Raw genomic sequence first — 22196 nt, forward strand, 5'->3', positions numbered from 1 at the left:
CAGCGAAGCGGAGGAATTGAAGCTGGAGAAGCGATAGCGCTCGCCTTTGAAATGGGATTCTAACCTATATCTTTCATCTTATCAGAAAGAATCCCATTTCAACAGCGATCGGAAGCTCAAATCATTCGCGGAGCGACCTCCCACCACCATAACTCCCTATCTCGTTTACCAAACCAAACTAAATTTAAGGAGCCTCATCCATATGACCGGAAGAACACCCGAAGAAATGACTGACGTTACCCTGCTTGGCAATCAAGGTACACAATACACTTTTGCCTATGATCCCGCCATTCTCGAAAGCTTTGATAACAAACATCCGTATCGGGATTATTTTGTAAAGTTCAATTGCCCGGAGTTCACCAGCCTGTGCCCGATTACAGGACAGCCTGATTTTGCAACCATCTACATCAGCTACATTCCTGATATTAAAATGGTAGAAAGCAAATCCCTTAAGCTGTACCTGTTCAGCTTCCGTAACCACGGCGATTTCCATGAAGACTGCGTCAATATCATCATGAATGACTTGATTAAGCTGATGGACCCTCGCTACATTGAAGTATGGGGCAAATTCACGCCACGCGGCGGCATCTCTATCGACCCTTACACCAACTACGGCAAACCGGGAACGAAGTATGAGCAGATAGCGGAGCATCGCATGATGAATCATGATATGTACCCGGAAAAGGTCGATAACCGATAAGCTGATACTCCCCATCCTTAAACAGTGAAGTGCACCCCTAGAATACACGCTGGAATAACCTTCTGGTTTACCCCGATGCATTTTAAAGGTGCACTTCAATTGTTGTATACCGAGTTTATTACGTTTTACGTAGTGACTTTCAACTGAACACTGTCAGCTGTATAGATAACCTTCACTTTATAATTGCTTGGTAAACCTACCGTTTCAATGGAAGAAAATGCTCCATTCCGTTTACCAAAAGTTAAGATCGTAGCACCATTAGCCGGTACATATTTGTTTGAAAAATTCAGGCGTAATTTCCCGTTGAGTGTGGCTGTTCCCTTCACTTTGAGCACATCATTTTTACTGCGCAGGTTAAGCTCAAGTGTTCCCTTGGCAGATTGTCTGTAATTTCCGCCAATAATCAGCTTTCCAGAAGTATTTTTAAGCAGAGTTCCCCCGTTATTCGTAATTCCACCACTTCCGAAAGCCGTTTCCGTATTTCCCTCCAGAGTACCTTGGTCGATCTGTGTACCGCCAGTATACGTATTGTTGCCCTTTAGCTTCAACGTACCTGTTCCCTTTTTAGTCAGCTTTCCAACGCCGGAGATATTGTTGCGCCAGCGATCCAGTGCATTGAATCCGCCTTTGGAAGCGTCCATATTTACCGTCACATTATTGGTGAAAGCACCGTAGCCATCCGCAGCAGAAAACAGGTTCAATCGTCCCCACCCCTCAGCATCATCAAGTACAGGATAGCCGGAAGGAATCCCTGTAGTAGCCAAAACCCAACGACGTTGTGTGCTATCCAGGTAAGGCAAGCGTGTCTCCAACAGTACCTCAGCTCCCTTAGGCACTGTCATTGGCGTCGTAGTTGGATTAACCTGACTGAATCCGTATGTTAATCGTTGATTATAATTTTTTTTGTTTGTGGCATAATTGCTGAACCGATCTGGAGCTGTACCTTTTTGAGACAGCAGTTGTTTACGAGCATCCTGATAAGCCGCTTTCTTCAAACTGCTATTGGCTGGATCAGACAGGATAGCAGCAGCCATCGCCGTTGCCATGACACGGCCTCCCATAACATCAAGCGGTGAGTGCATACCGGCAACAACACGGTTATTGCCCAGCTCCGAAGCTCGTGTCAGCAGTTCCTGATAACGCTCCGGCACGGCATAGGCCATAGCAATAGAACTGAGATACGCAGCATTGGTATGGCCGCTAGGAAAGCCGCCATCGCTAGTAGCATCAGCTTTGAGAGCGGGGATAAGGCTTGGAACAACCACTGAGTTATCGCTCCAGCGAAACGGGCGAGGATAGCTAAAGTAAGACTTAGCCGGGTTCGTCGTAGAGTATTCCCCGCGCAAGGTATTTACCAGATTTACGATGTTGCCAAGATTGGAACTTGTACTCCCTGCATTGGTCCCATCATCTTCATATTTTTTAGTTGAGGCATCGGCCGGAATATCCTTGATCGTTGTATTTGCACCCGCATTCTTTCGATATACATCAGTGAGTGAACCCAGACCGTCGATCACACTGTAGCTCTGATTTCTGCGATCATCCAAATAAGCCGCATCGGCCCCACTAGAAGTGCGGCGGGCAGCCATATCAATCACTTTTTGAATATTGGCGTCCAGTACGCTGCTGTTTAGCTTGGTACCTGTATCCCAGGTAGCGCCGGGAGTCCAAAGCTTATTAAATTCGGAGAGCAACCCGAGGGTCGGATTAGAGCTTTCCGTCTTATTTGCAGAACTATTATTTTTATAATGATCTACGAAATATCCCCACGACGGTTCTGTTGGAGTTACCGTTGTTGGTAGGGTTGCCGCACTCGCATAACCTCCACCCAAGGAACCTAGAAGTAATGGTAAAGATAGTAATGCAACTGATAATGGTTTCCTTAGCGATTTCATCTCAAATCAGATCCTCTCTTCTCTTGTGCTCTTCATACTTTCTCTACGGAGCTATTATCTATACAACAAGTTGTATGACATAAAGAATCATATCTTAAGTTTGTTAAATAAAGAGCTTAGTTTTGTTAAATTCTTCTTGCTTATTTATATGTCAGGATTTTGAAAAATTCGATTCCGGTCGCTCCGAAGTGCAATATATAGACGAACTAAACCATTTCGATCTATATCTTGTTCATTGGAAGTCGCTTATGGGATTTTTGCAAAATCCTCATGTAAAAGAATATCAACAACACTCAACATAGAAATAGTTTTATTGTGTTTGTAATACTTTCACCATGTTGATATTTCCTTATGATCAATATAGTTGGAGCAGTGGACCATAAAATTTAATTAAGGTAGGTTGTCTTATGAACGAGAAAACTATTGCTTTCAAGTGTGGAGCATGCAAACAGGTACCAGATAAACCCCTATTAGAAAACAAAGATTTTGAGATTGTAGCCATCGAAGATGCTATGGACTGGGCGGATTTCAAACATGATACTCCAGATCTAAATAGTGAAATATGGGAAAGAGCATTGAAACCCCCGGCAAAAGGTGACTTAAAAAAAGTACAAGTATATTTTCCTTTTCATATGTCCGTTGGAGAAACTTTTTGGACTTTATTCAGACCTGCTTATTCAAACTTTAATGGTTGGGATGAGCAGCCTGATGAGATCAACTTCTCTGCGTTTATTAAATGTAGATTTGAAGACATCATCTCCAAAAATGAAAAAAGAGCTTGGATCACTGTCAGAGTGGAGGAAGTCCTGTTATTGAAAAATGTATGTAATGAAATGCCACCCCGTGATGGAACAGGCTATTTGGATTCATTTCATATGTTTGGAGAGCCTCAGCTATTGCAATACAAGGATTGGATTCTTCTTGATGCAAACGCACAAAGTAATCTTGGGATTTGGGCATTAATCAAAAGAGTTAAGGGTTATAACCATTTGGTGGCATATGGCGAATGGGAATTTCACTCCAATATGGTCTACTGTGGAAATCTAATAATTCCTGAAGATGAGTTGAACCCATTAATGCATATTAGCGAGTAAAATGATAAGTAAAGGATATCTTATATCAGATACAATGCACCCAGAGCAAGATAATCTATCGTGAATTAAAGGATCGAGCAATGAAGAGTATCCATCAGGATGGGCAAGCAGCAATGAGTAAAGTGGGGCTTTATCCCACTTTCAGCCATTTGCTGCAAACGGATCGCTTCCTATATCTTAAAATATACATACATATTCGGAGGTTGCCATGACTAGTAAATCTGCTACAAAAAATGAAACGAGCCAATCGCTCCCCCTCCCGGGTCCGCAAGCGAAAGGCACCGTTTTTGCGATTCTGATTGCGATCAGTTTCGTCCATCTGTTCAATGACTCGATTCAATCGGTCATTCCAGCGATCTTTCCGATCTTAAAGGAATCTATGAACCTGAGCTACACGCAGATCGGCTGGATTTCATTCGCGATCAATTTTACAGCTTCAATCATGCAGCCCGTGATTGGCTTGTTTTCGGACAAACGACCTACGCCGGCTATCCTTCCCATCGGTATGGGCTTTACGCTGACCGGCATGCTGCTGCTCGCCTATGCTGCTGATTATAAAGCGGTGCTGATCGCAGTCATCTTTGTGGGTCTGGGCTCGGCTGCCTTTCACCCGGAAGGCTCGCGCGTATCCCATATGGCGGCAGGTTCACGCCGGGGCTTGGCACAATCCATTTTTCAGGTTGGCGGCAATGCGGGCCAATCGCTGGCGCCGATGCTCACGAGCTGGATTTTTATCCCGTTGGGACAATTTGGTGCGATCTGGTTCACAGGTATTGCGGCAGCGGGAATTGTGGTGCAAACGTTCATCGCCCGCTGGTACGGTAACGTCCTGCGTACAGAAGGCATTGCACGCAAAAAAGCGGTGGCACGCCGCATGAAGCCCGAAGTGCGTAACCGCGTTATGTTTGCCATGATTGTCCTCATTCTACTGGTATTCGTTCGTTCGTGGTACTCGACCTCGGTCGGAAGCTACTATTCGTTTTACCTGATGGAAGTATTTAAAATGCCATTGGCTGATGCACAGCTTTACATTTTCCTGTTCCTCGGGGCTGGAGCGCTTGGCACCTTCTTTGGCGGTCCGCTGGCGGACCGTTTTGGTAAACGGAATATGATTTTTCTGTCCATGGTATTAGCTGCACCACTCGCGTTGCTGCTGCCTTATGCCAACCAATTCTGGACGGCAATCCTGCTGGCAATTATCGGATTTATTATGCTGTCTAGCTTTTCGGTCACAGTCGTATATGCACAGATGCTCGTGCCCGGCAAAATCGGGACCGTGTCCGGTCTCATTACGGGCCTCGCTTTTGGCCTTGGTGGTGTGGGCGCACTCGTGCTCGGCAACTGGATCGACAAAGTAGGCATCACTCACATCATGTTCCTATGCGGCTTTTTGCCGCTGCTCGGCATCTTAACCTTCCTGCTTCCTACAGATAAAACCCTGAACCGCTGGGCGGAAGAAAATGGAGCCGAGGTGTAACAGACAAACGTGCAGCGGCCATCTTGGTCGCTGCACACCTTTATAGCGAACTAATGTGATTCCCCACCGAAAAGAATATCCACTTTTACACTAAAGTTGCAATCCATTCTCCACTTTAGCTCCAATCAATTCTCTACTTCTGCCAAACGCATCAAAATACGACGCTTCCGATACAGCATTTTCCCTGCTTCAGCTACGTCACGAATAGCGCTTCGATTCACGATGGAGCCAAACAAAATGCCCGCAATCGGAACCATTTGAAGCAGCTTTTTCCATCCAAACTGATCGCGATAGGTGTTAATGACCTCTCTCCACCCCTGTATCTGGGAAAATACCTGCGCCTGACGTGAAGGATCATCAAACAAGGCCAGCTCCTCTAATACAGCCTTTTTGCCCACAATATCGGATGAAGCGAATTGCATACATTTAATAATAAAAATGCGTTCCTGCTTATCATTGGGATTAAAGCCATAGCATAAGGCTATTTCCTGAAGCACTTTGAGCGACAAGCCGAGCAAAAGAGGAATATCCGCCGCAATCGTAAACACACCGCCAATCCCCGTTGTTGCTCCCTGAGCGGTGGCAAAGGTAATGCGACCCGACGTCATATCGTCAGCGGTCTGATCCATGATCGTTAGCGGGAGCTCCGCCGCCTGCTTCAACTCCCACGTGGATTCGGTACTACGTTCCAAATCAGCGTTCTCCCCGGCACGTGGCCGGTCCTGCGTATCCAAAGCGGAATCTGCGCCATTTTGCTGAATCACATGTTCACGGGCCGTCTTTTTCAGCCTGTTCAGAACCGTCTCTTCTTTCACCAAATATTTACCGCCGTTCTGAATGAAGCTACCCATCTCGTTAAGCAGTTGCTCCAGCTTGTCTTTAATGATTTTGGGCGTCAGCCGATCCAGCAGCATAAAAGGCCATCTGCCGATTTTTTCCCAGAAAAAAATGTCCTTCTGCTCCTTCTCCCATTTCTCAATATTCTTCAGCTCATGACGCAATACGTCCTGACTTTCCCGATATTCTGTAAGCTGCTTCATAACTGTAGACGTCTCCTTTTGACTATGCTAGTTTATGTATGGGTAATACGTAAGTAGTGCGAGTTCAGGTTTCTTTTTTCAGCAAACTAGATGATATAGTAAGTTAAAAATACGTAGAATCGGAGTGTAATGATGAATAAACGCACATTCGCCTCACGGTCTTCTTCAACCGCTAGTGTAGAGCTTGTCCCTTACCATTGTGAGCATGATGCCATTTTACATACCTTTTACTTGCCTGAGGAGCAGAAGCAGTTTACTGGAATGCCGGATGAAATGCTGGCACTGGCCAAGGAAGATCCGCACCGCCATCCTGTCGTGATTACGGCTACCGGAAGACCGGTTGGTTTTTTCATTTTATACGATGGAGATGAATTAGCGGACCATACGAATACTTCTGAGGCACTGCTGCTGCGCGCTTTCTCTATTCATTACGCAGATCAGGGACAAGGGTTCGCTAAAAAAGGGCTGCTTCTGCTACCGCAGTTCATCTCCAAACACTTCCCACATATTCGCGAGATTGTGCTGGGTGTCAATGCCCGTAATCTGTCTGCCCAAAGTCTGTATCTCAAATGCGGCTTTAGAGATGAAGGTAACACTAAAATGGGACAACACGGCTTGCAGCATATTTTAAAAATGAGCCTATAACGCTGGCTTCGATAGCCCTCGCCAAATAAAAGCTTTCGGCACAAACGCCGAAAGCTTTTAACGTTAAATTTCGCCAATTGAAAAACTCAATTTGTAATTACCAAACTTCGTAAGTTCATCCAGCATGGTATTTAACTCTGCCTGTGACGACATGCGCAACCGCATCCAATAACAGCCCTCCCCACTCACCCGATGGATTTCGACAATATAGGGATGTTCCCGTGCAAAAGCCTGGAAAGCACTGTGAGTCGTTCCTGAATTTAAAAAAACCGTAATAAAGGCATGAATCGTCTGTCCAATTTTTTCAGGGTTCCATCGCAGCGTATAGCCCTCGATAATGCCCGCATCCTGCATTTTTCGAATACGCGCCCCTACTGCTTGGCCCGTCAAATGAACAAGCTGACCGATCTCCTTGTGAGATAAAGAGCTGTCTTCAATTAAATGATGAAGAATGCGCAGGTCGGTGTCATCAGGTGCGAATAGTTCCATAGTTATTTTTCCTTTCATGATGAAACGAGAATGCTGGTTTTCCTTTCAGCAGGCCGTAGCCTGTATCTCCTTGCGTCAGATATGATTGTAACAGAAATAAAGAACCGCCGAAAATACACTCGGTCAAAAATAAATCATTCACTACCAAAGGAGCTTCCATATATGAAAATCACACTAATCCGCAACGCAACCTTATGGCTGGAATACGCTGGCGTAAAATTTCTGATTGATCCGATGCTGAGCGATGCTGGCGTAAATCCGCCGGTTCCCAATTCGGAAAATAACCTCCGGAATCCGCTGGTTCCCTTGCCGCCGCAATGGCAGACGCTCGGACAGCCTGACGTTGTCATCGTCACACATTTGCATCCGGATCATTGGGACCCGGCAGCAGTACGCTGGCTGGACAAACAGATCCCCGTCTTCTGCCAACCCGGAAATGAAGAACAGATCGCTGCTGACGGTTTTACACAGGTTAGTCCGATTGGGGTGCTTGGTTCTGTGGGAGAAATTGAGATTATCCGTACAACCGGGCATCACGGTACCGGAGAAATCGGGGAACAGATGGGCCCCGTATCCGGCTTTGTATTTCAGGCTCCAGGTGAGCCTGTCGTCTATTTGGCCGGGGATACGATCTGGTGCAATGAAGTCGCGGAAACACTGAATAAATACCGTCCTGACTGGACGATCGTGAACGCTGGAGGAGCACGGTTTACGGTTGGTGATCCCATCATTATGACTGCCCAAGATGTAACGACTGTTGCGCAACATGCCCCTTATACACAAGTGGTTGCTGTCCACATGGAAGCAATCAACCATTGTCTACTATCTCGCTCCGAGCTTACGGAACATATCAACCGTGAAGGTTTGGAGGGGCGTGTCCATATTCCGGCAGATGGAGCGACAGTTTCGGGATAAGGCGACAGTCCTGAATCACCGTTTGCGCCCATTTTGAATATATTGGATTTTAAAACGCCTAAAGAAGGGATTATCAATGAATTGGCAATATCCTTATTACGGTACAGAAACCCAATGTAAAGAAGTTCCGATTGCGTTTCCTCCCCAGCATCAATATAGACAGCCGGGGTTGGAATACCTGATGGTTCCACGCCCTATTTATGATAATCCAAAGTATATCGGCACCGGAAAGCTTCTGGATCGGGTGGCTATTATTAGCGGCGGAGACAGCGGTATTGGTCGTGCGGTTGCTGTGGCTTTTGCCAAAGAAGGGGCCGATCTGGTCATTGCCTATCTCGATGAGCATCGAGATGCTATGGAAACCCGTGATGTCATTCATAAGCTCGGCAGACGTTGTTTGTTAATTCCGGGTGACCTGAGGCAAAAAAGCAACTGTGGTCTGGTTGTCCAAAAAGCGATGGAAACCTTTGGCCGGATTGACATCCTGATTAACAACCTGGGTGTTCAGTTTGTGCGCGAATCGTATCTGGATATCAGCGAACAGCAGCTTCGTGATACGTTTGATACAAATATTATTTCCTTCTTCCATATGACTACAGAAGCACTGCCGTATATGCGGGCTGGAGCCAGCATCGTTAATACGGCATCGGTTACAGCCTATGTAGGTCAAAAGAATCTGATCGACTATTCAGCGACCAAAGGAGCCATTGTCAGCTTCACCCGCGCTCTGGCTAATAATCTGGTCGATCAGGGCATTCGCGTGAACGCCATTGCTCCCGGTCCTTTCTGGACTCCGCTGAATGCCGCTACACAGCCGCCTGAGGCGATTCGCACCTTTGGCACCAATACGCCGATGAAGCGTGCCGGGCAGCCCTATGAATTGGCCCCCGCCTATGTGCTGCTGGCTTCGGATGACGGCTCCTACATTACAGGTCAAACGCTGCATGTTAACGGCGGACAAATGGTGACGACTTAGTTGCGCAGGCTGATAGCTACAAGGCCCAACAAACAAGAAACCTCCAGCATCCACATTTCAAGTGGGACTGGAGGTTTTCTTGTTTTACGATATTCAATATAAGCTTAAGCTGATCTTTTGTTTTTGTTGTAGATATCGAAGGCAACCGCCAGCAGCAGCACCAAGCCCTTGATGCCTTGCTGCCAGTCAATACCCAGGCCGATCAGAGACATGCCGTTATTCAGTACGCCCATGACCAAACCACCGATAATGGCTCCAAAAACCGTTCCGATCCCACCGGATGCCGAAGCACCGCCGATAAAGCAAGCTGCGATGGCATCCAGCTCAAAGTTCGTACCTGCTCTCGGCGTAGCTGCGTTCAGACGTGCAGCGAAGATCAGACCGGAAATGGCGGCTAGCACGCCCATGTTTACAAATACCCAGAACGTTACTTTTTTCGTTTTGACACCGGACAGACCCGCTGCCTTTTCATTTCCACCCAGCGCATACACATGGCGCCCCATAACCGTGCGGTTCATGACGAAGGAGTATACAACGATCAGTATGAACAGCAGAACGAGAATGTTAGGTATCCCCGCGTAGCTCGCGAGCATGAAGGTGAACAGATTGATGACAGCAGCTACTACAATCAACTTGAGTACAAATAACGTCTGTGACGGAACCTCGAATCCATATTTAAGCTGAGAACGGCGTTCGCGAAGTTCGTTCACGATAAACCATACTGTGAGTGCAATGCCGACAATGATGGATACCAGGTTATAACCGGTAGATGCAAAATCCGGCAGGAAGCCTGAACTGATTTTCTGGAATCCCCCCGGAAAAGGAGAGATAGATTGACCTTCCAGCACGATCATTGTCAATCCGCGAAAGAGCAGCATTCCTGCCAATGTTACGATAAACGCGGGGATGCGTACATAAGCGACCCAGAACCCTTGCCATGCGCCAATTAACGCCCCGACCAGCAAAGATGCAATCACAGCAACCCACGCCGGAAGCTGCCAATCGACCATCATAATGGCGGCAACCGCACCGACAAAAGCGGCTATTGAGCCGACAGACAAATCAATATGTCCAGTGATGATAACCAGCACCATCCCGATGGCCAGCACAAGAATGTAGCTGTTTTGCAGAATTAGATTTGTAATATTAATCGGCTTCAACAACAGGCCGCCTGTCAGCACCTCGAACAAAATCATAATGACGACCAGCGCAATCATCATGCCATATTGGCGGATGTTATTTTTAAATAGTTTAGTTATGGTTTCCATGCTTCACGCCTCCTGACTTGGTCATATATCTCATCAACGTTTCCTGCGACGCGTCCTCACGGCTAACCTCTCCGGTGATCCGCCCGGCATTCATGACATAAATCCGGTCACACAAACCCAGTACCTCTGGCAGCTCGGATGAAATAACCAGCACTCCCTTGCCTTCAGCGGCAAGTCGATGAATAATCGTATAAATTTCATATTTGGCGCCCACATCAATGCCGCGTGTCGGCTCATCTAGAATCAGAATATCCGGCCCGGCAAAAATCCATTTGCTCAGCACCACCTTCTGCTGATTGCCGCCACTCAGATTACCCGTTTTCTGTAAAATGCTCGGCGCTTTGATGTTCATACTTTTTTTCATATCCTCTGCAACGACAACTTCCTCCTGCTCATTGACGACAGCGCCCTTCGTCAGCTTGTTCAGGCCGGTCAGCGAAATATTACGCTTGATGTCATCCATCAGAATGAGGCCGTACTCCTTGCGATCCTCCGTCACATAGGCAAAACCGTTGTTGATCGCGTCCGTAACCGTGTTATTCTGGATCGGCTTGCCGTCTTTAATCAGTTGACCGGAAATGTTGCGTCCGTACGACTTGCCAAAAATGCTCATCGCCAGCTCGGTGCGTCCCGCCCCCATCAGTCCGGCAATACCGACAATCTCACCACGGCGGATATTCAAATTCACCTGATCCAGCACCTTGCGGTCTGCATGATGCTCGTGATACACCGTCCAATCCTTCACTTCCAAAATGACTTTGCCAATCTCGGCATGGCGCTCTGGATAACGGCTGGTCAGATCACGTCCAACCATCCCGCTAATAATCCGATCCTCCGTGACCTCATCTTTTTTCATATCCAGCGTCTCAATCGTCTTCCCGTCCCGCAAAATCGTAATCGAATCCGACACCTTTGCGACCTCATTCAGCTTGTGGGAGATGAGAATGCAGGAAATGCCCTGTCTTTTAAATTCCAGCATCAAATTAAGCAGATTTTCACTATCATCCTCATTCAACGCCGCTGTCGGTTCATCGAGAATAAGCAGCTTTACCTTTTTAGAGAGCGCTTTCGCAATTTCGACCAGTTGTTGCTTCCCGACCCCGATGTTCGTAACTAATGTATTGGGATTCTCGCTCAAACCGACCTTGGACAGCAGCTCGCGTGTACCCACAAAAGTCTCTTTCCAATCAATCACGCCGCCGCTGGCGCGTTCGTTGCCCAGATAAATATTTTCCGCAATCGAGAGATATGGAATCAGCGCCAGCTCCTGATGGATAATGACGATGCCCAATTCCTCGCTCTGCTTGATATCCTTGAACTCACACGTTTTGCCCTGGAAAACAATATCCCCTTCGTAGGTTCCATGCGGATATACACCGCTCAGTACCTTCATCAGCGTCGATTTGCCCGCACCGTTCTCACCGCACAGGGAATGGATTTCGCCTTCCTTGATCTTGAGATTTACATTTTCCAATGCCTTCACGCCGGGAAAGGTTTTGGTAATTCCCTTCATTTCCAAAATGATTCCAGTCATGGGATACGCTCCTTTCGGTTGGATTCTTACTCTTATTTCAGTCCGATTTGCTCTTTGGTGTAATAGTGACTGCCGACAATATCCTTCTCCACATTCGTCCGATCCACCGAGATCGGATCAAGCAAGTAAGCAGGAACTACCTTTTTACCGTTGTTATAGGATTTGATATCATTCACTTCCGCTTGCTTGCCCTGTAAAATACTGTTGGCCATCACGACCGTTTGCTCAGCCAGCTTGCGAGTATCCTTAAATACGGTTTGCGTCTGCTCCCCAGCTACAATGGACTTGATGGAAGCCAGCTCCGCATCCTGCCCCGTAATGATCGGCAGCGGTTTGTTCGCTGATCCGTAGCCAATCCCCTTTAGGGATGAAATAATACCGATGCTGATTCCGTCATACGGGGATAGCACCGCGTCCAGATTGGCCCCCGAATAGTAAGCGCTAAGCAGATTATCCATCCGCGACTGGGCCAAAGCTCCGTCCCACCGCAGTGTAGCGATCTGCGCCATTGTCATTTGCTTGCTGCGCACGACCAGTTTGCCGGAATCCATGTACGGCTTGAGCACAGACATCGCACCGTTAAAGAAGAAATATGCGTTATTGTCATCCGGTGAACCGCCGAACAGCTCTATATTGAAGGGTCCTTTGCCTTCCTTGAGTCCCAGCTTTTTCTCAATATATGCCCCCTGTAGCACGCCTACCTTAAAGTTATCGAAGGTCGCATAATACGTCAGATACGGTGTGTTGCGAATCAGACGGTCGTAAGAAATGACCTGAATCCCTCGGTCGTGCGCCTTCTGAATCACATCCGTCAGCGTGTTTCCGTCCACCGAAGCGATCACCATGACATTGACACCCTTGGTGATCATATTTTCGATTTGGGAGATTTGGTTTTCCACCACGTCCTCGGCGTACTGTAAATCCGTTTTATAGCCTTGCTCCTGAAACAACCGGACCATATTCTCCCCGTCCCCTACCCAACGCTCGGACGATTTGGTCGGCATGGAAATGCCCACATAGCCTTTTTCCTTGCTGCCCGTTCCACTCTCCGCCAAATTACAGGCCGAAAGCATCAGGGCCAAAACCAGAAGCCAAACAACAACAGCTCCTTTTTTCATATGAAGTTCCCCTTTCCTCATGTGATGCGGGTCAATTTGAAGGTAAGGATTTTGCAAAATTCGATTCCAGTCGCTCCAAAGTGCAATATATAGACGAACTAGACCATTCGATCTCTATATTGTTCATTGGAAGTCGCTTATTGGATTTTTGCAAATTCCTCAGGTCAGTGCTGATTAGAGTAGAAATGAGATAGCGCTTACATAAGTGAGGCAACGAGTGCCTCTCCTTTTTTTATGTGCAAACACATGGTATCATTCCAGCCCGGGAAAGGTCTTTGCTGGTTTTGAACTTTTTTTATAAAATTTTAACCTTTGTGTGGGGGGAGGGTGGGAACACTAATTTACCCGCATACACAAAAAGGACTTTACCATTTTAATACTGGCAAAATCCCTATCTACACAATTATCAAAATATTATCTAGAATAAAAAAATATAGAAATAAATTCATTTTATCGTATTTATTGGTAAATAATCCATTTATCTATGTCTACTCGTCATTCTGCTATAAATTTACTGAAGCTAATGAGGTAATAATTGTTCTTTGCCTTAGAACAGCGATTTTTTCTATGAATATATTACTATAACTCTAATTTATTATTTTATTGTTTATAGAAAAAAGATCCTAAAAATAAAAATAATATAACATTTCCAAGCATAAGTTCTCTTGGAACTGGGACAAGAGTATTTATAACTGTAGTTACTATTATACCCAACAGCGATAAATACGAAAGATACTGCAATCGTATTTTCCAACTTGCACCTAACCGCCAGATTTTAATAAGCTTTATAAAACACCAAATAAACCCTATGCTTGAAGCAAGCAATACAAAAATATTTTTTGCTAGTTGCTCATCATTATCAAATAAAATGATCCACAGTTTTATTATTTCTTCAATGACAGTGTTAATAAATACTTTTAAATTCATTAATAAACGGGGCATGAAATAGAAGTGTGAAACGATAATAAGTACCACAGATGATATTACAATAAGCTTTGTTAGGATCCACTTTGGTCTTACGTATTTATGATAATAATATTTATTTAGTAACCAACACCGTATATCTACATCCAAATGTTGGCTAAACCTAAAATCGTCTGAAACGTTATTTACTCGTTTGTTTTTTTTAAGTATTTTCACGATTCTTAGGCTTCTACTCCAATCAATAGAGAATTTATCTGCCATCATCTCATCAAAAATCATCCTGAACATATTGGAGGCAATATTTAAAAATAAAAGAAGCATCATTACAAAATAATTTAGAGTATGTAAAAAGCTATTAATTTGAAAATAGCGGTACAAAATTTTTCTTTTTCTTTTTTCATGGTACTTTATTATTTTCGAATTAATTTCCTCAAGCATTGAAGCAATTTCAAAATTTATGAAATGAATTGTCCAATGCTTCACATGGAACAGCTCATGTAGTAATATAGCTATAACATCCTGACGTTCACGTTGAAGAAGTCCTTTGCTTAAAGTAACATTTGCATAACGCTTATTACTTTTGGCTTTTCCGTTAATACCTTCAAAATCATTTATATAAAACTTGATATTCTGCTTAATGTCAAGTTGACTCACTAGGTGCAACACTTCATCTTTAAGAGAAGGATACAATTCAAATAAAGGCATTTCATTATTCTCAGGATCTATAGGTTTAGTACATCTTTTTCTAAATTTATTTAAGTAAATGATTGCTACCCCTAAGGTTATTAGCCAAGGCAAAAATTTGTCGAGTTCCTTATTTGGGAATATTACAACAATAAATATTTCAGGAAATAAACTGGTAAACCAACAAACTCCCCAGAAATAAATTAAAGAAACTAGAATATAAATTCTATTCATTTTTCCTCCTTAAAGCTATACATGAAAATACTACATTAGCCATTCAAGCACTTCATTTAAATTCACAAAACCTTGCTGTTTTAAATCATACTTTAGTAAGCCAATTCCACCAACAATACTTTCTGTGAAGTCAGGCGAGTCCAATATACATAAAATCCCCTTTACTTCGCTTTGATTATCATTTCCCTTTAAATATTTTTTGAATTCAGAACATTGGTCTTTCAATTGACCAATTGCTTTATAAAATAGCTCATATTGGAGAATTGGTTGAACTTCTAAGATAATAGTCCTTTTATTACTAGTTAGAACAGCATCGATCACAAGTTCTTTCTGATTAGATTTGGTCAATATTTGATTAAACTTTATATTATCGAAATTAAGTGTTTCCTTTTCAAACTCGATTGCATGCAGAATTTTGTCTTCAATAGACATTATGAGATTTGCTTGTTGTTCCAAAGGAGTTTCAGACGAATTAAATTCACTATCCATAGCCTGATCCGGTATTATCACACCAGACCCTGTTGTAAATGTACGCTCAATCTCCTTTAAATTTTTATTGATACGTCCTTTAGCAGTACCAGTTGTTAAAGTGTAATTTTGCTTTCTAAACGTGATTTCTAAAATTCTTTCCAAGAATTTCGGAACAGTAATTAAAGTGGAAGCTACAATTGTTACAAGAACATAAATAGTCCAGTTATTAATAAAAAGTGCAAACCCTGATATCACTAATACCCCAAAAAACTTCATAGCTTTAGAATCAAGATTATTTCTTTTGATACTGATTAGCAAATAAAGAACTGCGATGAAACAGGTACTGCACAAAAATAAAGAAGCCAGCAATTTATGAAATGAATTGCTTTCAACGACATACATTAACTCTTGCATTATAATCCCTCTACCTTCATTTACATATACTATTTCTATTAATATCTTATGCATTTCATTTACATAAATTAATCTTACCTCCCGCATTCTAGTATATAAAAACTCGATCATTTTGTAACTATTTCCATAAGTATATCACCTCATCCGCCAAATTATCCGTAATGAGCTTGACATTAAGCTTCGTCGACATCAATTAAGAACACCCGCTCCTGGAATCCGCCCCGTGCCTCGGCTTTGTCCGCCCGTAGCTTGTCCAGCTCTGCTGCATTCGCCCCATGTACTTCTGCCAGCGCTCGGATGACTTCCAGCATATCCGCCAGTTCTTCCAGCGCATCCTGATCTTTGTCTGCTTCAAAATACTCCCCGGCTTCTTCACGAAGCTTCGTTCGTAGTTCCTGCTTATATTCCTCTGGGTCCAAAATGCGTGTCCGACATTCCTTGCCCTGAGACATAATGATATGCGGAATCCGATCCCGCACCAGCTTGTTGTATGTAGGCATATGAAATAACACCCTTTCTGATGTGGAGGCTTTAGGCCGTAGCCAACATCTCCCTTTTCGTCATTATATCATTAGCTCAAAAAGAATCGGGTAATATTGATAAAAGATTTAACGATTCATTAAATGGACTTTCTTTAAAAATAGATGGATACCGCTTAGACGGATCAGCTACGATCCGCCGTGATAGAGACTCTAGAATAGAGTCCGTTTTATAAAGCAACTTATCTACTTCCTCTAGCTTTATCGGCCTTTTAGATACATCATCTTCTCCAGAAACAAGATAATGTATCGTACCGATAAACAGCACTATATCTAAATTGGGCTCAGCATCTGTGTGAATTAACGGGAGCAGGTCGGGCATGGATAAACTAATGGATGATGGAATGATTTGATTTCGATAAATATAAATGGCCTTAGCCATAGAAAACATCGCACGATCACAAAGAATGAGGCAGTTTTGGAATTGATTATGGTTGCGCATGATCTGTGCAAGCTTTATCTGGTATTGGGCAAGCTTTTGAAAATCCATCATGCAATTCAGTAGGTTGGTGTCGCTGTACTTGGGCAGTTTGAAATTGGATTCACTATGTAGTTGCTTGCTTAAGGAGTAATTTTTCATGGGGAATCAACTCCTGAATTTAAATTTCATAAACAGTGTGAGCAACGTAGCACAATTATGGAACCATTAAAATGTATAATTTTCTAGCTATCGGACAAGCTTCATAATAAATATTACTATATAGTAGTTTTTAATTCAATTTACTTATTAAAAGTTATTAATTACATGTAATTCTTTCTCTACACTTCTAACTAAAGAGAGGTGTAATCATGTCCGAACTTCTGGAATTAGTCGGTACACGTATTCGCGATATTCGGAAATCCAAAGGGCTTTCTCAGGAAGCTTTAGCCGAAAAAGCAGGATTTAATTCAAGTTATATCGGTTTTATCGAGCGTGCAGAGAGAAATATATCTTTGAAAAATTTAGAGAAAATAGCGAAAGCATTGAACGTGAGCGTTTATCAATTACTTACATATGTGAAGGAAAATGATGAGCTTACCGAAGAAGATTTGAGTATCAAAAATATTTTGACCCTGCTGAGAACGCGCGAAGCCAAAGATACGGAAATGGCATTAAAAATTCTTACGGACATATTTATAAGATTTGATGAACGATGAATAATAAAACAGTAAGCAATAACAAAAAAGGAACTGCGCTTTGCAGTTCCTTTTTCCCAACCCTTATGACAACGCCAGCATCGCCTTCATATCTTCCTCTGCTGTTGTAATCAGCTTCAAGCCAAACATCTCCACAAGCACATCCAATACACCGGACGAGATAAACTCGGGCGGCTTCGGCCCAATACGAATATCCTGAATGCCAAGGCTGAACAAGCCTAACAGGATGGCAACCGCTTTTTGCTCAAACCAAGACAATACAATGCTGACAGGCAGCTCGTTCACTGTACAGCCAAAAGCATCGGCTAGCGCCAGAGCAATTTTCACAGTAGAACCCGAATTGTTGCATTGCCCCAAATCAATATAACGTGGTATGCCCGTATCCCCCACAGTGCCGTAGTCCACGTCATTAAAGCGGAATTTACCACAAGACGTGGTCAAAATGACGGTATCATTCGGCAAGGAAGTAGCAAGCTCGCGGTAATAGTTGCCGCCCTTACCCGGTGCATCACAACCTGCAATAACGAAGAAACGGCGGATATGTCCGTCTTTAACCGCCTGAATAATCTCAGGAGCCAGCCCGATAACCGTCTCATGATGGTATCCTGTCGTAAGCACCTGTTCAGACTCTACATCTGCGGCTGGCAGGGCCAACGCGCGCTCAATCAGTGGAGAGAAATCGTCGTTCACAATTTTGGCAACACCCTCCAGCCCGGCTACTTCATAAGAGAAGAAGCGGTCTGCATACGTGCCTTTAATCGGCATGACACAGTTCGTCGTGGCAAGAATCGCGCCCGGGAACTCCTCGAACAGTCTGCGTTGATCGTACCAGGCCTTGCCGATATTGCCTTTGAGATGTGCATATTTCTTCAACGCCGGATAACCGTGCGCCGGGAGCATTTCTGAGTGGGTATAGATGTTGATGCCTTTTCCTTCGGTCTGCCGCAGCAATTCCTCCAGCGCATACAAGTTATGTCCAGTCACGACGATGCATTGACCTTCGATTTTATTCTGGCTGACCGTAATCGGCTGCGGAATGCCAAAACGATCTGTATGCGCACGATCCAGCACATCCATGATCCGTACGGCCGCATTTCCGACCTTCATCGCCATCTCCAAATGCTCTTGTACATTAAAGTTAGAATTGGTTAAGGTCATATATAACGCTTCGTGCGTGATACGATCCACCTCGGGATCGGTATAGCCCAACTGACGAGCATGTGTCGCATAGGCGGCAATACCTTTTAATGCAAAAATCATCGTATCCTGCAAGCTCGCTACCGTTTCATTCTTACCGCACACGCCAACTACGGTACATCCGCCACTCGGCGTTTGTTCACACTGATAACAAAACATATTGTTTTCCTCCAAATATTGATAGATATTTGTTCGTTATCCCCAGCGTAACAAACCCCTGAATGTGTAGGTGTGATTACACACACATTTTTTAGCACAATTCATTATGAGACAGTGTGGAATCGCTTCCAATCTAATCAACAAATTTAATTTGATCGGCAATAAACTTATTTTTTGCATTATCGAATTTATAAGTGATATGGAAATCACCTACGTACTGGGGAGATGTTCCAACACTTGCACCTATTTTGGAGACTATTTTTTGATTCTCCAATTCATAAATAGCTACACCGCCGAAAGCGAGTTTATCTTGATTGTAATTCGGCGCTAGTTCAACATTAGAATTGAAGTTATATTCTTTTTCTTTCGTCTTAACTGTAATGGCTAAAGTATCATCATCATTTTTAGCAACATGCGTTTCAATCTGATCAGCAACAATTTCCTCATAATTTTGTACTTTAATTTCGGTTAAATCCTTTGCATTAAGTACATGAATATCATAAGTATTTAATCCTGTACCTCGACCTGTATTGATTATGATTACGGCTTCTTCCTTACCGTCACCCGTAAGATCAGTATAGAATACCTGCGGTTTAGTTCCTGTATTTAAGATGTTCCAATCAAATTCTTTCTGGCTGCCGTTAATCTCTACCGTAACCCCGTGGACTTCGCCGTCTGTTTCGTTGACAGCATAAAGCTTCACTTCTTCATTTTCGGAAGCCTCAATCAGTTTCGCATTAGTCTCTTGTTCCGGCTGCGTGGTTACCTGTTTACTGGGAGACTCGCCTGACCCTTGCGTAACAGACTTATCTGAACCACATCCCGAAAGCAAAACAACACCCAGTAACATCAATACACTAATTTCTTTTTTCAACTCTATGTGCTCCTTTCATCTTACCTAGCGAAATTATATCAGAGCAAATAAAAAGATGATTTACAAAATTAACAATATTTAAGAATAAAGTTGAATTAACGTTGACATACCTCAAGCATCAATTCAAACAATACGCAGCTCCCGGAAGCGCGCCGGGCACTCCCCGGCAGCACTGGCTCTCTCAAAGCACGATGATGAGCAAAATGGGGTGGTGGAGCGAATTCGGAAGCAGGGAATGCAGCGTTCATGGTGTTTTTTGCCCTCCCTGATCCCGCTTTCTAGGCCCTTCGCTCCATGGGCCGCGACGATAGCGAGCGCCAGGAAGTCGATCAAGTGCGTCCAGGTATAACAAATCCCCTTCCCGAAGCATAAGCCGCATGGCGTTATATCGGACCCGGTTAAAGTCTTTTCCGCTTTGCTTGTCTATAAAAGTAAACCGTTCCTCAATGCCCAACTCCCGGAATTCAGGAGCTGCCTCTCTGGATTTTGATCTTTGGCCGACACACGCCCATAAACCATATCTACCATCTAACGCTTCCCTCCTTTATGTACCAAAAAAGTGTGCCCTTAATAATGGAACGTCCCAATATTGTTTTTCATATATTTTGGAACGCTAAAATAATCAATTTAAAACCGTTATCTGACTCATTCATTAAGCTAACGGCCAGGTTAACGGGAGTTGATATATGGTATTTTATAGCGTAATCAAGTTAAAGTTCGTATGTTATAATGAAAAAAACATGCCAGGACTCATAAAAATGAATCCCCACTGATGAAGGAGGATAAAAATGTATAATTTTATTGCCCCCCCAGTAGAACCACAACAGTAGAATCTACTGTCAAGGTATCTACATGAAGTCTGATGGTCCTTTTCCATAGATTCTACTGTATGCAAGGGCAGACTATATCTTGTCGGTCTAACCATCATATTAGTAGAAAGCGGGAAAAAAATTGAAAGAAAAAATGTATTTCGTTTTGTCTATGGTGATTTTCGGTGCAGTTGGAGTTTTTGCAAAGTATATCGATTTGAGTTCAATTGAAATAGCTTTATCCATGAGTCTGATTGGTAGTTTTTTGTTGTTCGTTATTTCCATCATAACCAAGAATAAAGTATCTTGGCTTAACGTGAAAAAGAATGCTCTTGCATTATTACTTGCAAGCATCGCCTTGGGTGGAAATTGGATTTTTCTCTTTCAGTCGTATAAGGAAACAACGATCGCCAATGCCGCTTTAAGCTACTATTTCGCTCCTGTATTGGTAACAGTGATGTCACCTATTGTTCTTAAAGAAAAACTCTCACTCAAAAAAGTTTTATGTGTCTGTGGAGCCCTTTTGGGTTTGATTTTAGTTTTGCAGAGCGGCAGAAACGGCGAGAACGGCAGCCATTTGATTGGTATCGTATATGGACTTATTGCGGCAACTTTTTATGCAATCCTGACTTTGACCAACAAATTTATTAGGAATATGAATGGACTGGAAATCACGATTGCACAACTATTATTATCTTCGATATTGTTGATTCCTTCCCTTTTTATTACTGAAGAGAAATTAGGATTATATCAGTTATCAGGCAATTCCGTTATCCTTATTTTGATACTGGGTATCCTGCATGCAGGTGTAGGGTTCTACTTATTCTTTTCTGGAATGAAAGGGCTAGGTGGTCAAAGCATCGCTATATTAAGTTATGTAGATCCCCTAACATCATTATTGATTTCAGCACTTGTGATAGGCGAAAGTATGACGTTATTTCAAATATTCGGCGCTATCCTGCTACTGGGATCAACATTTATTAGTGAAGTAAGCATAAAAATAAAATATCCTTATAGGACTAAAAATGAGTAACCTCTCATTTTATTGAAGTCAACTTCAACAAATAATCGAAGGCAGCCGTCCAGAAGGGATTGGCTGCCTTTTTTGATATTAACGGGTTAAACTTGGGTAGTTTCTATGATTTCAACCATGCAATGCAGCTTAAGCTAACGGGAAACAATAGCACAATAAGAAATGAAATCAACAGCAGCCGGATATTCGTCTGCCGTTTTTAATTAACGGGCTGACAATAGGGATCGTTGCAAAAATGTTCCTTTTTGTATGCTTTTAGGGATACAAAAAAATGACCAGCCAAAAAGCTGTCTTTGTAGGATTTAATGGTGAGACACAATAGTATTGTTTGATTGAAAAATGCTATAATTACAGGCATCTTACAGTTTTTAGAAGAGGTGAAATATCATTACCAAACCAAGTTTTCAACGCCTTCTGATCTCATTCTTGAGCCTGTTGTTCCTTGCAATTATTGCTACATCGATTGCATTCTACATGGATGGTAAGCAAGGAAATAATCTTCCATTTTCTTTGTCAACGGGTGAATCCGTTATCGTATTTTTAATAGGCTCTTTGTTTATGGTATATCCA

General features: G+C 43.4%; 21 protein-coding genes and 1 pseudogene. 8 read left to right on the forward strand and 14 right to left on the reverse strand.

Annotated elements, in window-relative coordinates:
- Positions 1–202: 202 nt before the first annotated feature.
- Positions 203–700, forward strand: a complete 498-nt coding sequence (gene queF, locus AC6EJC_RS05145) for a preQ(1) synthase (RefSeq protein ID WP_029516147.1) — start codon at positions 203–205, stop codon at positions 698–700.
- Positions 701–825: 125 nt separating this feature from the next.
- On the opposite strand, the gene AC6EJC_RS05150 is transcribed toward queF, so the two are convergent.
- Positions 826–2595 carry an acid phosphatase gene (locus tag AC6EJC_RS05150; protein WP_444953029.1) on the reverse strand — a complete coding sequence of 590 codons (1770 nt, stop codon included), beginning with the start codon at positions 2593–2595 and terminating at the stop codon, positions 826–828.
- 407 nt (positions 2596–3002) lie between these two features.
- On the opposite strand from AC6EJC_RS05150, the gene AC6EJC_RS05155 reads away from it, so the two are divergent.
- Both AC6EJC_RS05155 and AC6EJC_RS05160 read left to right on the forward strand, forming a co-directional pair.
- The gene (locus tag AC6EJC_RS05155) at positions 3003–3689 is read left to right on the forward strand and encodes a hypothetical protein (protein ID WP_348624573.1); all 687 of its coding nucleotides are present in this window, start codon (positions 3003–3005) and stop codon (positions 3687–3689) included.
- 208 nt (positions 3690–3897) lie between these two features.
- A complete protein-coding gene (locus AC6EJC_RS05160) occupies positions 3898–5166 on the forward strand; it encodes an MFS transporter (protein ID WP_444953030.1) in 1269 nt (422 codons plus the stop codon).
- Positions 5167–5291: 125 nt separating this feature from the next.
- Here AC6EJC_RS05160 and AC6EJC_RS05165 read toward each other — a convergent pair whose 3' ends face one another.
- Positions 5292–6206 (reverse strand): EcsC family protein, encoded by a 915-nt coding sequence (locus tag AC6EJC_RS05165; protein ID WP_444953031.1) that lies wholly within the window; start codon positions 6204–6206, stop codon positions 5292–5294.
- Between the two features lie 132 nt (positions 6207–6338).
- On the opposite strand from AC6EJC_RS05165, the gene AC6EJC_RS05170 reads away from it, so the two are divergent.
- The gene (locus AC6EJC_RS05170; protein WP_444953032.1) at positions 6339–6851 is read left to right on the forward strand and encodes a GNAT family N-acetyltransferase; all 513 of its coding nucleotides are present in this window, start codon (positions 6339–6341) and stop codon (positions 6849–6851) included.
- A gap of 63 nt (positions 6852–6914) precedes the next feature.
- On the opposite strand, the gene AC6EJC_RS05175 is transcribed toward AC6EJC_RS05170, so the two are convergent.
- Positions 6915–7340, reverse strand: a complete 426-nt coding sequence (locus AC6EJC_RS05175; RefSeq protein ID WP_444953033.1) for an Lrp/AsnC family transcriptional regulator — start codon at positions 7338–7340, stop codon at positions 6915–6917.
- Between the two features lie 162 nt (positions 7341–7502).
- Between AC6EJC_RS05175 and AC6EJC_RS05180 the strand changes: the two genes are divergently transcribed.
- Together AC6EJC_RS05180 and AC6EJC_RS05185 are read left to right on the forward strand one after the other, a co-directional pair.
- Entirely contained in the window at positions 7503–8255 is a 753-nt protein-coding gene (locus AC6EJC_RS05180; protein WP_444953034.1) for an MBL fold metallo-hydrolase, read from the forward strand.
- Positions 8256–8331: 76 nt separating this feature from the next.
- Entirely contained in the window at positions 8332–9231 is a 900-nt protein-coding gene (locus AC6EJC_RS05185) for an SDR family oxidoreductase (protein ID WP_444953035.1), read from the forward strand.
- A gap of 104 nt (positions 9232–9335) precedes the next feature.
- On the opposite strand, the gene mmsB is transcribed toward AC6EJC_RS05185, so the two are convergent.
- The 7 genes from mmsB to AC6EJC_RS05220 form a co-directional block, all read right to left on the reverse strand.
- The gene (mmsB, locus tag AC6EJC_RS05190) at positions 9336–10499 is read right to left on the reverse strand and encodes a multiple monosaccharide ABC transporter permease (RefSeq protein WP_444953036.1); all 1164 of its coding nucleotides are present in this window, start codon (positions 10497–10499) and stop codon (positions 9336–9338) included.
- Positions 10483–12033, reverse strand: a complete 1551-nt coding sequence (mmsA, locus tag AC6EJC_RS05195) for a multiple monosaccharide ABC transporter ATP-binding protein (RefSeq protein WP_444953037.1) — start codon at positions 12031–12033, stop codon at positions 10483–10485. The genes mmsB and mmsA overlap by 17 nt, the downstream gene beginning before the upstream one ends.
- Positions 12034–12065: 32 nt before the next feature.
- Positions 12066–13151, reverse strand: coding sequence for a multiple monosaccharide ABC transporter substrate-binding protein (gene chvE, locus AC6EJC_RS05200; protein ID WP_444953038.1), 1086 nt, complete (start codon positions 13149–13151; stop codon positions 12066–12068).
- A 600-nt stretch (positions 13152–13751) separates the two neighbouring features.
- Positions 13752–14993: a M48 family metalloprotease gene (locus AC6EJC_RS05205; protein ID WP_444953039.1), complete on the reverse strand. Its 1242-nt coding sequence runs from the start codon at positions 14991–14993 to the stop codon at positions 13752–13754.
- 30 nt (positions 14994–15023) lie between these two features.
- The gene (locus tag AC6EJC_RS05210; RefSeq protein WP_444953040.1) at positions 15024–15989 is read right to left on the reverse strand and encodes a hypothetical protein; all 966 of its coding nucleotides are present in this window, start codon (positions 15987–15989) and stop codon (positions 15024–15026) included.
- A 62-nt stretch (positions 15990–16051) separates the two neighbouring features.
- The gene (locus AC6EJC_RS05215) at positions 16052–16378 is read right to left on the reverse strand and encodes a nucleoside triphosphate pyrophosphohydrolase (protein ID WP_444953041.1); all 327 of its coding nucleotides are present in this window, start codon (positions 16376–16378) and stop codon (positions 16052–16054) included.
- Positions 16379–16454: 76 nt separating this feature from the next.
- The gene (locus AC6EJC_RS05220) at positions 16455–16997 is read right to left on the reverse strand and encodes a hypothetical protein (RefSeq protein WP_444953042.1); all 543 of its coding nucleotides are present in this window, start codon (positions 16995–16997) and stop codon (positions 16455–16457) included.
- Positions 16998–17206: 209 nt separating this feature from the next.
- Here AC6EJC_RS05220 and AC6EJC_RS05225 point away from each other — a divergent pair, with 209 nt between their 5' ends.
- On the forward strand, positions 17207–17554 hold the full coding sequence (locus AC6EJC_RS05225; RefSeq protein ID WP_444953043.1) for a helix-turn-helix domain-containing protein: 348 nt from the start codon (positions 17207–17209) through the stop codon (positions 17552–17554).
- 63 nt (positions 17555–17617) lie between these two features.
- On the opposite strand, the gene hcp is transcribed toward AC6EJC_RS05225, so the two are convergent.
- From hcp to AC6EJC_RS05245, 4 genes and pseudogenes are all read right to left on the reverse strand, one after another.
- On the reverse strand, positions 17618–18910 hold the full coding sequence (gene hcp, locus AC6EJC_RS05230) for a hydroxylamine reductase (RefSeq protein ID WP_444953044.1): 1293 nt from the start codon (positions 18908–18910) through the stop codon (positions 17618–17620).
- A 133-nt stretch (positions 18911–19043) separates the two neighbouring features.
- Positions 19044–19784 carry a hypothetical protein gene (locus tag AC6EJC_RS05235; protein ID WP_444953045.1) on the reverse strand — a complete coding sequence of 247 codons (741 nt, stop codon included), beginning with the start codon at positions 19782–19784 and terminating at the stop codon, positions 19044–19046.
- A gap of 95 nt (positions 19785–19879) precedes the next feature.
- Entirely contained in the window at positions 19880–20032 is a 153-nt protein-coding gene (locus AC6EJC_RS05240) for a hypothetical protein (protein ID WP_444953046.1), read from the reverse strand.
- Positions 20033–20106: 74 nt separating this feature from the next.
- Positions 20107–20303, reverse strand: a pseudogene (locus tag AC6EJC_RS05245) (recombinase family protein); the annotation flags it as partial.
- A gap of 432 nt (positions 20304–20735) precedes the next feature.
- Between AC6EJC_RS05245 and AC6EJC_RS05250 the strand changes: the two are divergent.
- A complete protein-coding gene (locus AC6EJC_RS05250) occupies positions 20736–21626 on the forward strand; it encodes a DMT family transporter (RefSeq protein ID WP_444953047.1) in 891 nt (296 codons plus the stop codon).
- Positions 21627–22196: the final 570 nt, after the last annotated feature.

The sequence above is a fragment of the Paenibacillus sp. TY11 genome (assembly GCF_059772165.1).

What these genes read in the sequence shown, in the direction of transcription:
- queF (WP_029516147.1), top strand. Translation starts at nt 203, where the DNA reads ATGACCGGAAGAACACCCGAAGAAATGACTGACGTTACCCTGCTTGGC.
- AC6EJC_RS05150 (WP_444953029.1), bottom strand. Translation starts at nt 2,595, where the DNA reads ATGAAATCGCTAAGGAAACCATTATCAGTTGCATTACTATCTTTACCA.
- AC6EJC_RS05155 (WP_348624573.1), top strand. Translation starts at nt 3,003, where the DNA reads ATGAACGAGAAAACTATTGCTTTCAAGTGTGGAGCATGCAAACAGGTA.
- AC6EJC_RS05160 (WP_444953030.1), top strand. Translation starts at nt 3,898, where the DNA reads ATGACTAGTAAATCTGCTACAAAAAATGAAACGAGCCAATCGCTCCCC.
- AC6EJC_RS05165 (WP_444953031.1), bottom strand. Translation starts at nt 6,206, where the DNA reads ATGAAGCAGCTTACAGAATATCGGGAAAGTCAGGACGTATTGCGTCAT.
- AC6EJC_RS05170 (WP_444953032.1), top strand. Translation starts at nt 6,339, where the DNA reads ATGAATAAACGCACATTCGCCTCACGGTCTTCTTCAACCGCTAGTGTA.
- AC6EJC_RS05175 (WP_444953033.1), bottom strand. Translation starts at nt 7,340, where the DNA reads ATGGAACTATTCGCACCTGATGACACCGACCTGCGCATTCTTCATCAT.
- AC6EJC_RS05180 (WP_444953034.1), top strand. Translation starts at nt 7,503, where the DNA reads ATGAAAATCACACTAATCCGCAACGCAACCTTATGGCTGGAATACGCT.
- AC6EJC_RS05185 (WP_444953035.1), top strand. Translation starts at nt 8,332, where the DNA reads ATGAATTGGCAATATCCTTATTACGGTACAGAAACCCAATGTAAAGAA.
- mmsB (WP_444953036.1), bottom strand. Translation starts at nt 10,499, where the DNA reads ATGGAAACCATAACTAAACTATTTAAAAATAACATCCGCCAATATGGC.
- mmsA (WP_444953037.1), bottom strand. Translation starts at nt 12,033, where the DNA reads ATGACTGGAATCATTTTGGAAATGAAGGGAATTACCAAAACCTTTCCC.
- chvE (WP_444953038.1), bottom strand. Translation starts at nt 13,151, where the DNA reads ATGAAAAAAGGAGCTGTTGTTGTTTGGCTTCTGGTTTTGGCCCTGATG.
- AC6EJC_RS05205 (WP_444953039.1), bottom strand. Translation starts at nt 14,993, where the DNA reads ATGAATAGAATTTATATTCTAGTTTCTTTAATTTATTTCTGGGGAGTT.
- AC6EJC_RS05210 (WP_444953040.1), bottom strand. Translation starts at nt 15,989, where the DNA reads ATGATCGAGTTTTTATATACTAGAATGCGGGAGGTAAGATTAATTTAT.
- AC6EJC_RS05215 (WP_444953041.1), bottom strand. Translation starts at nt 16,378, where the DNA reads ATGCCTACATACAACAAGCTGGTGCGGGATCGGATTCCGCATATCATT.
- AC6EJC_RS05220 (WP_444953042.1), bottom strand. Translation starts at nt 16,997, where the DNA reads ATGAAAAATTACTCCTTAAGCAAGCAACTACATAGTGAATCCAATTTC.
- AC6EJC_RS05225 (WP_444953043.1), top strand. Translation starts at nt 17,207, where the DNA reads ATGTCCGAACTTCTGGAATTAGTCGGTACACGTATTCGCGATATTCGG.
- hcp (WP_444953044.1), bottom strand. Translation starts at nt 18,910, where the DNA reads ATGTTTTGTTATCAGTGTGAACAAACGCCGAGTGGCGGATGTACCGTA.
- AC6EJC_RS05240 (WP_444953046.1), bottom strand. Translation starts at nt 20,032, where the DNA reads ATGAACGCTGCATTCCCTGCTTCCGAATTCGCTCCACCACCCCATTTT.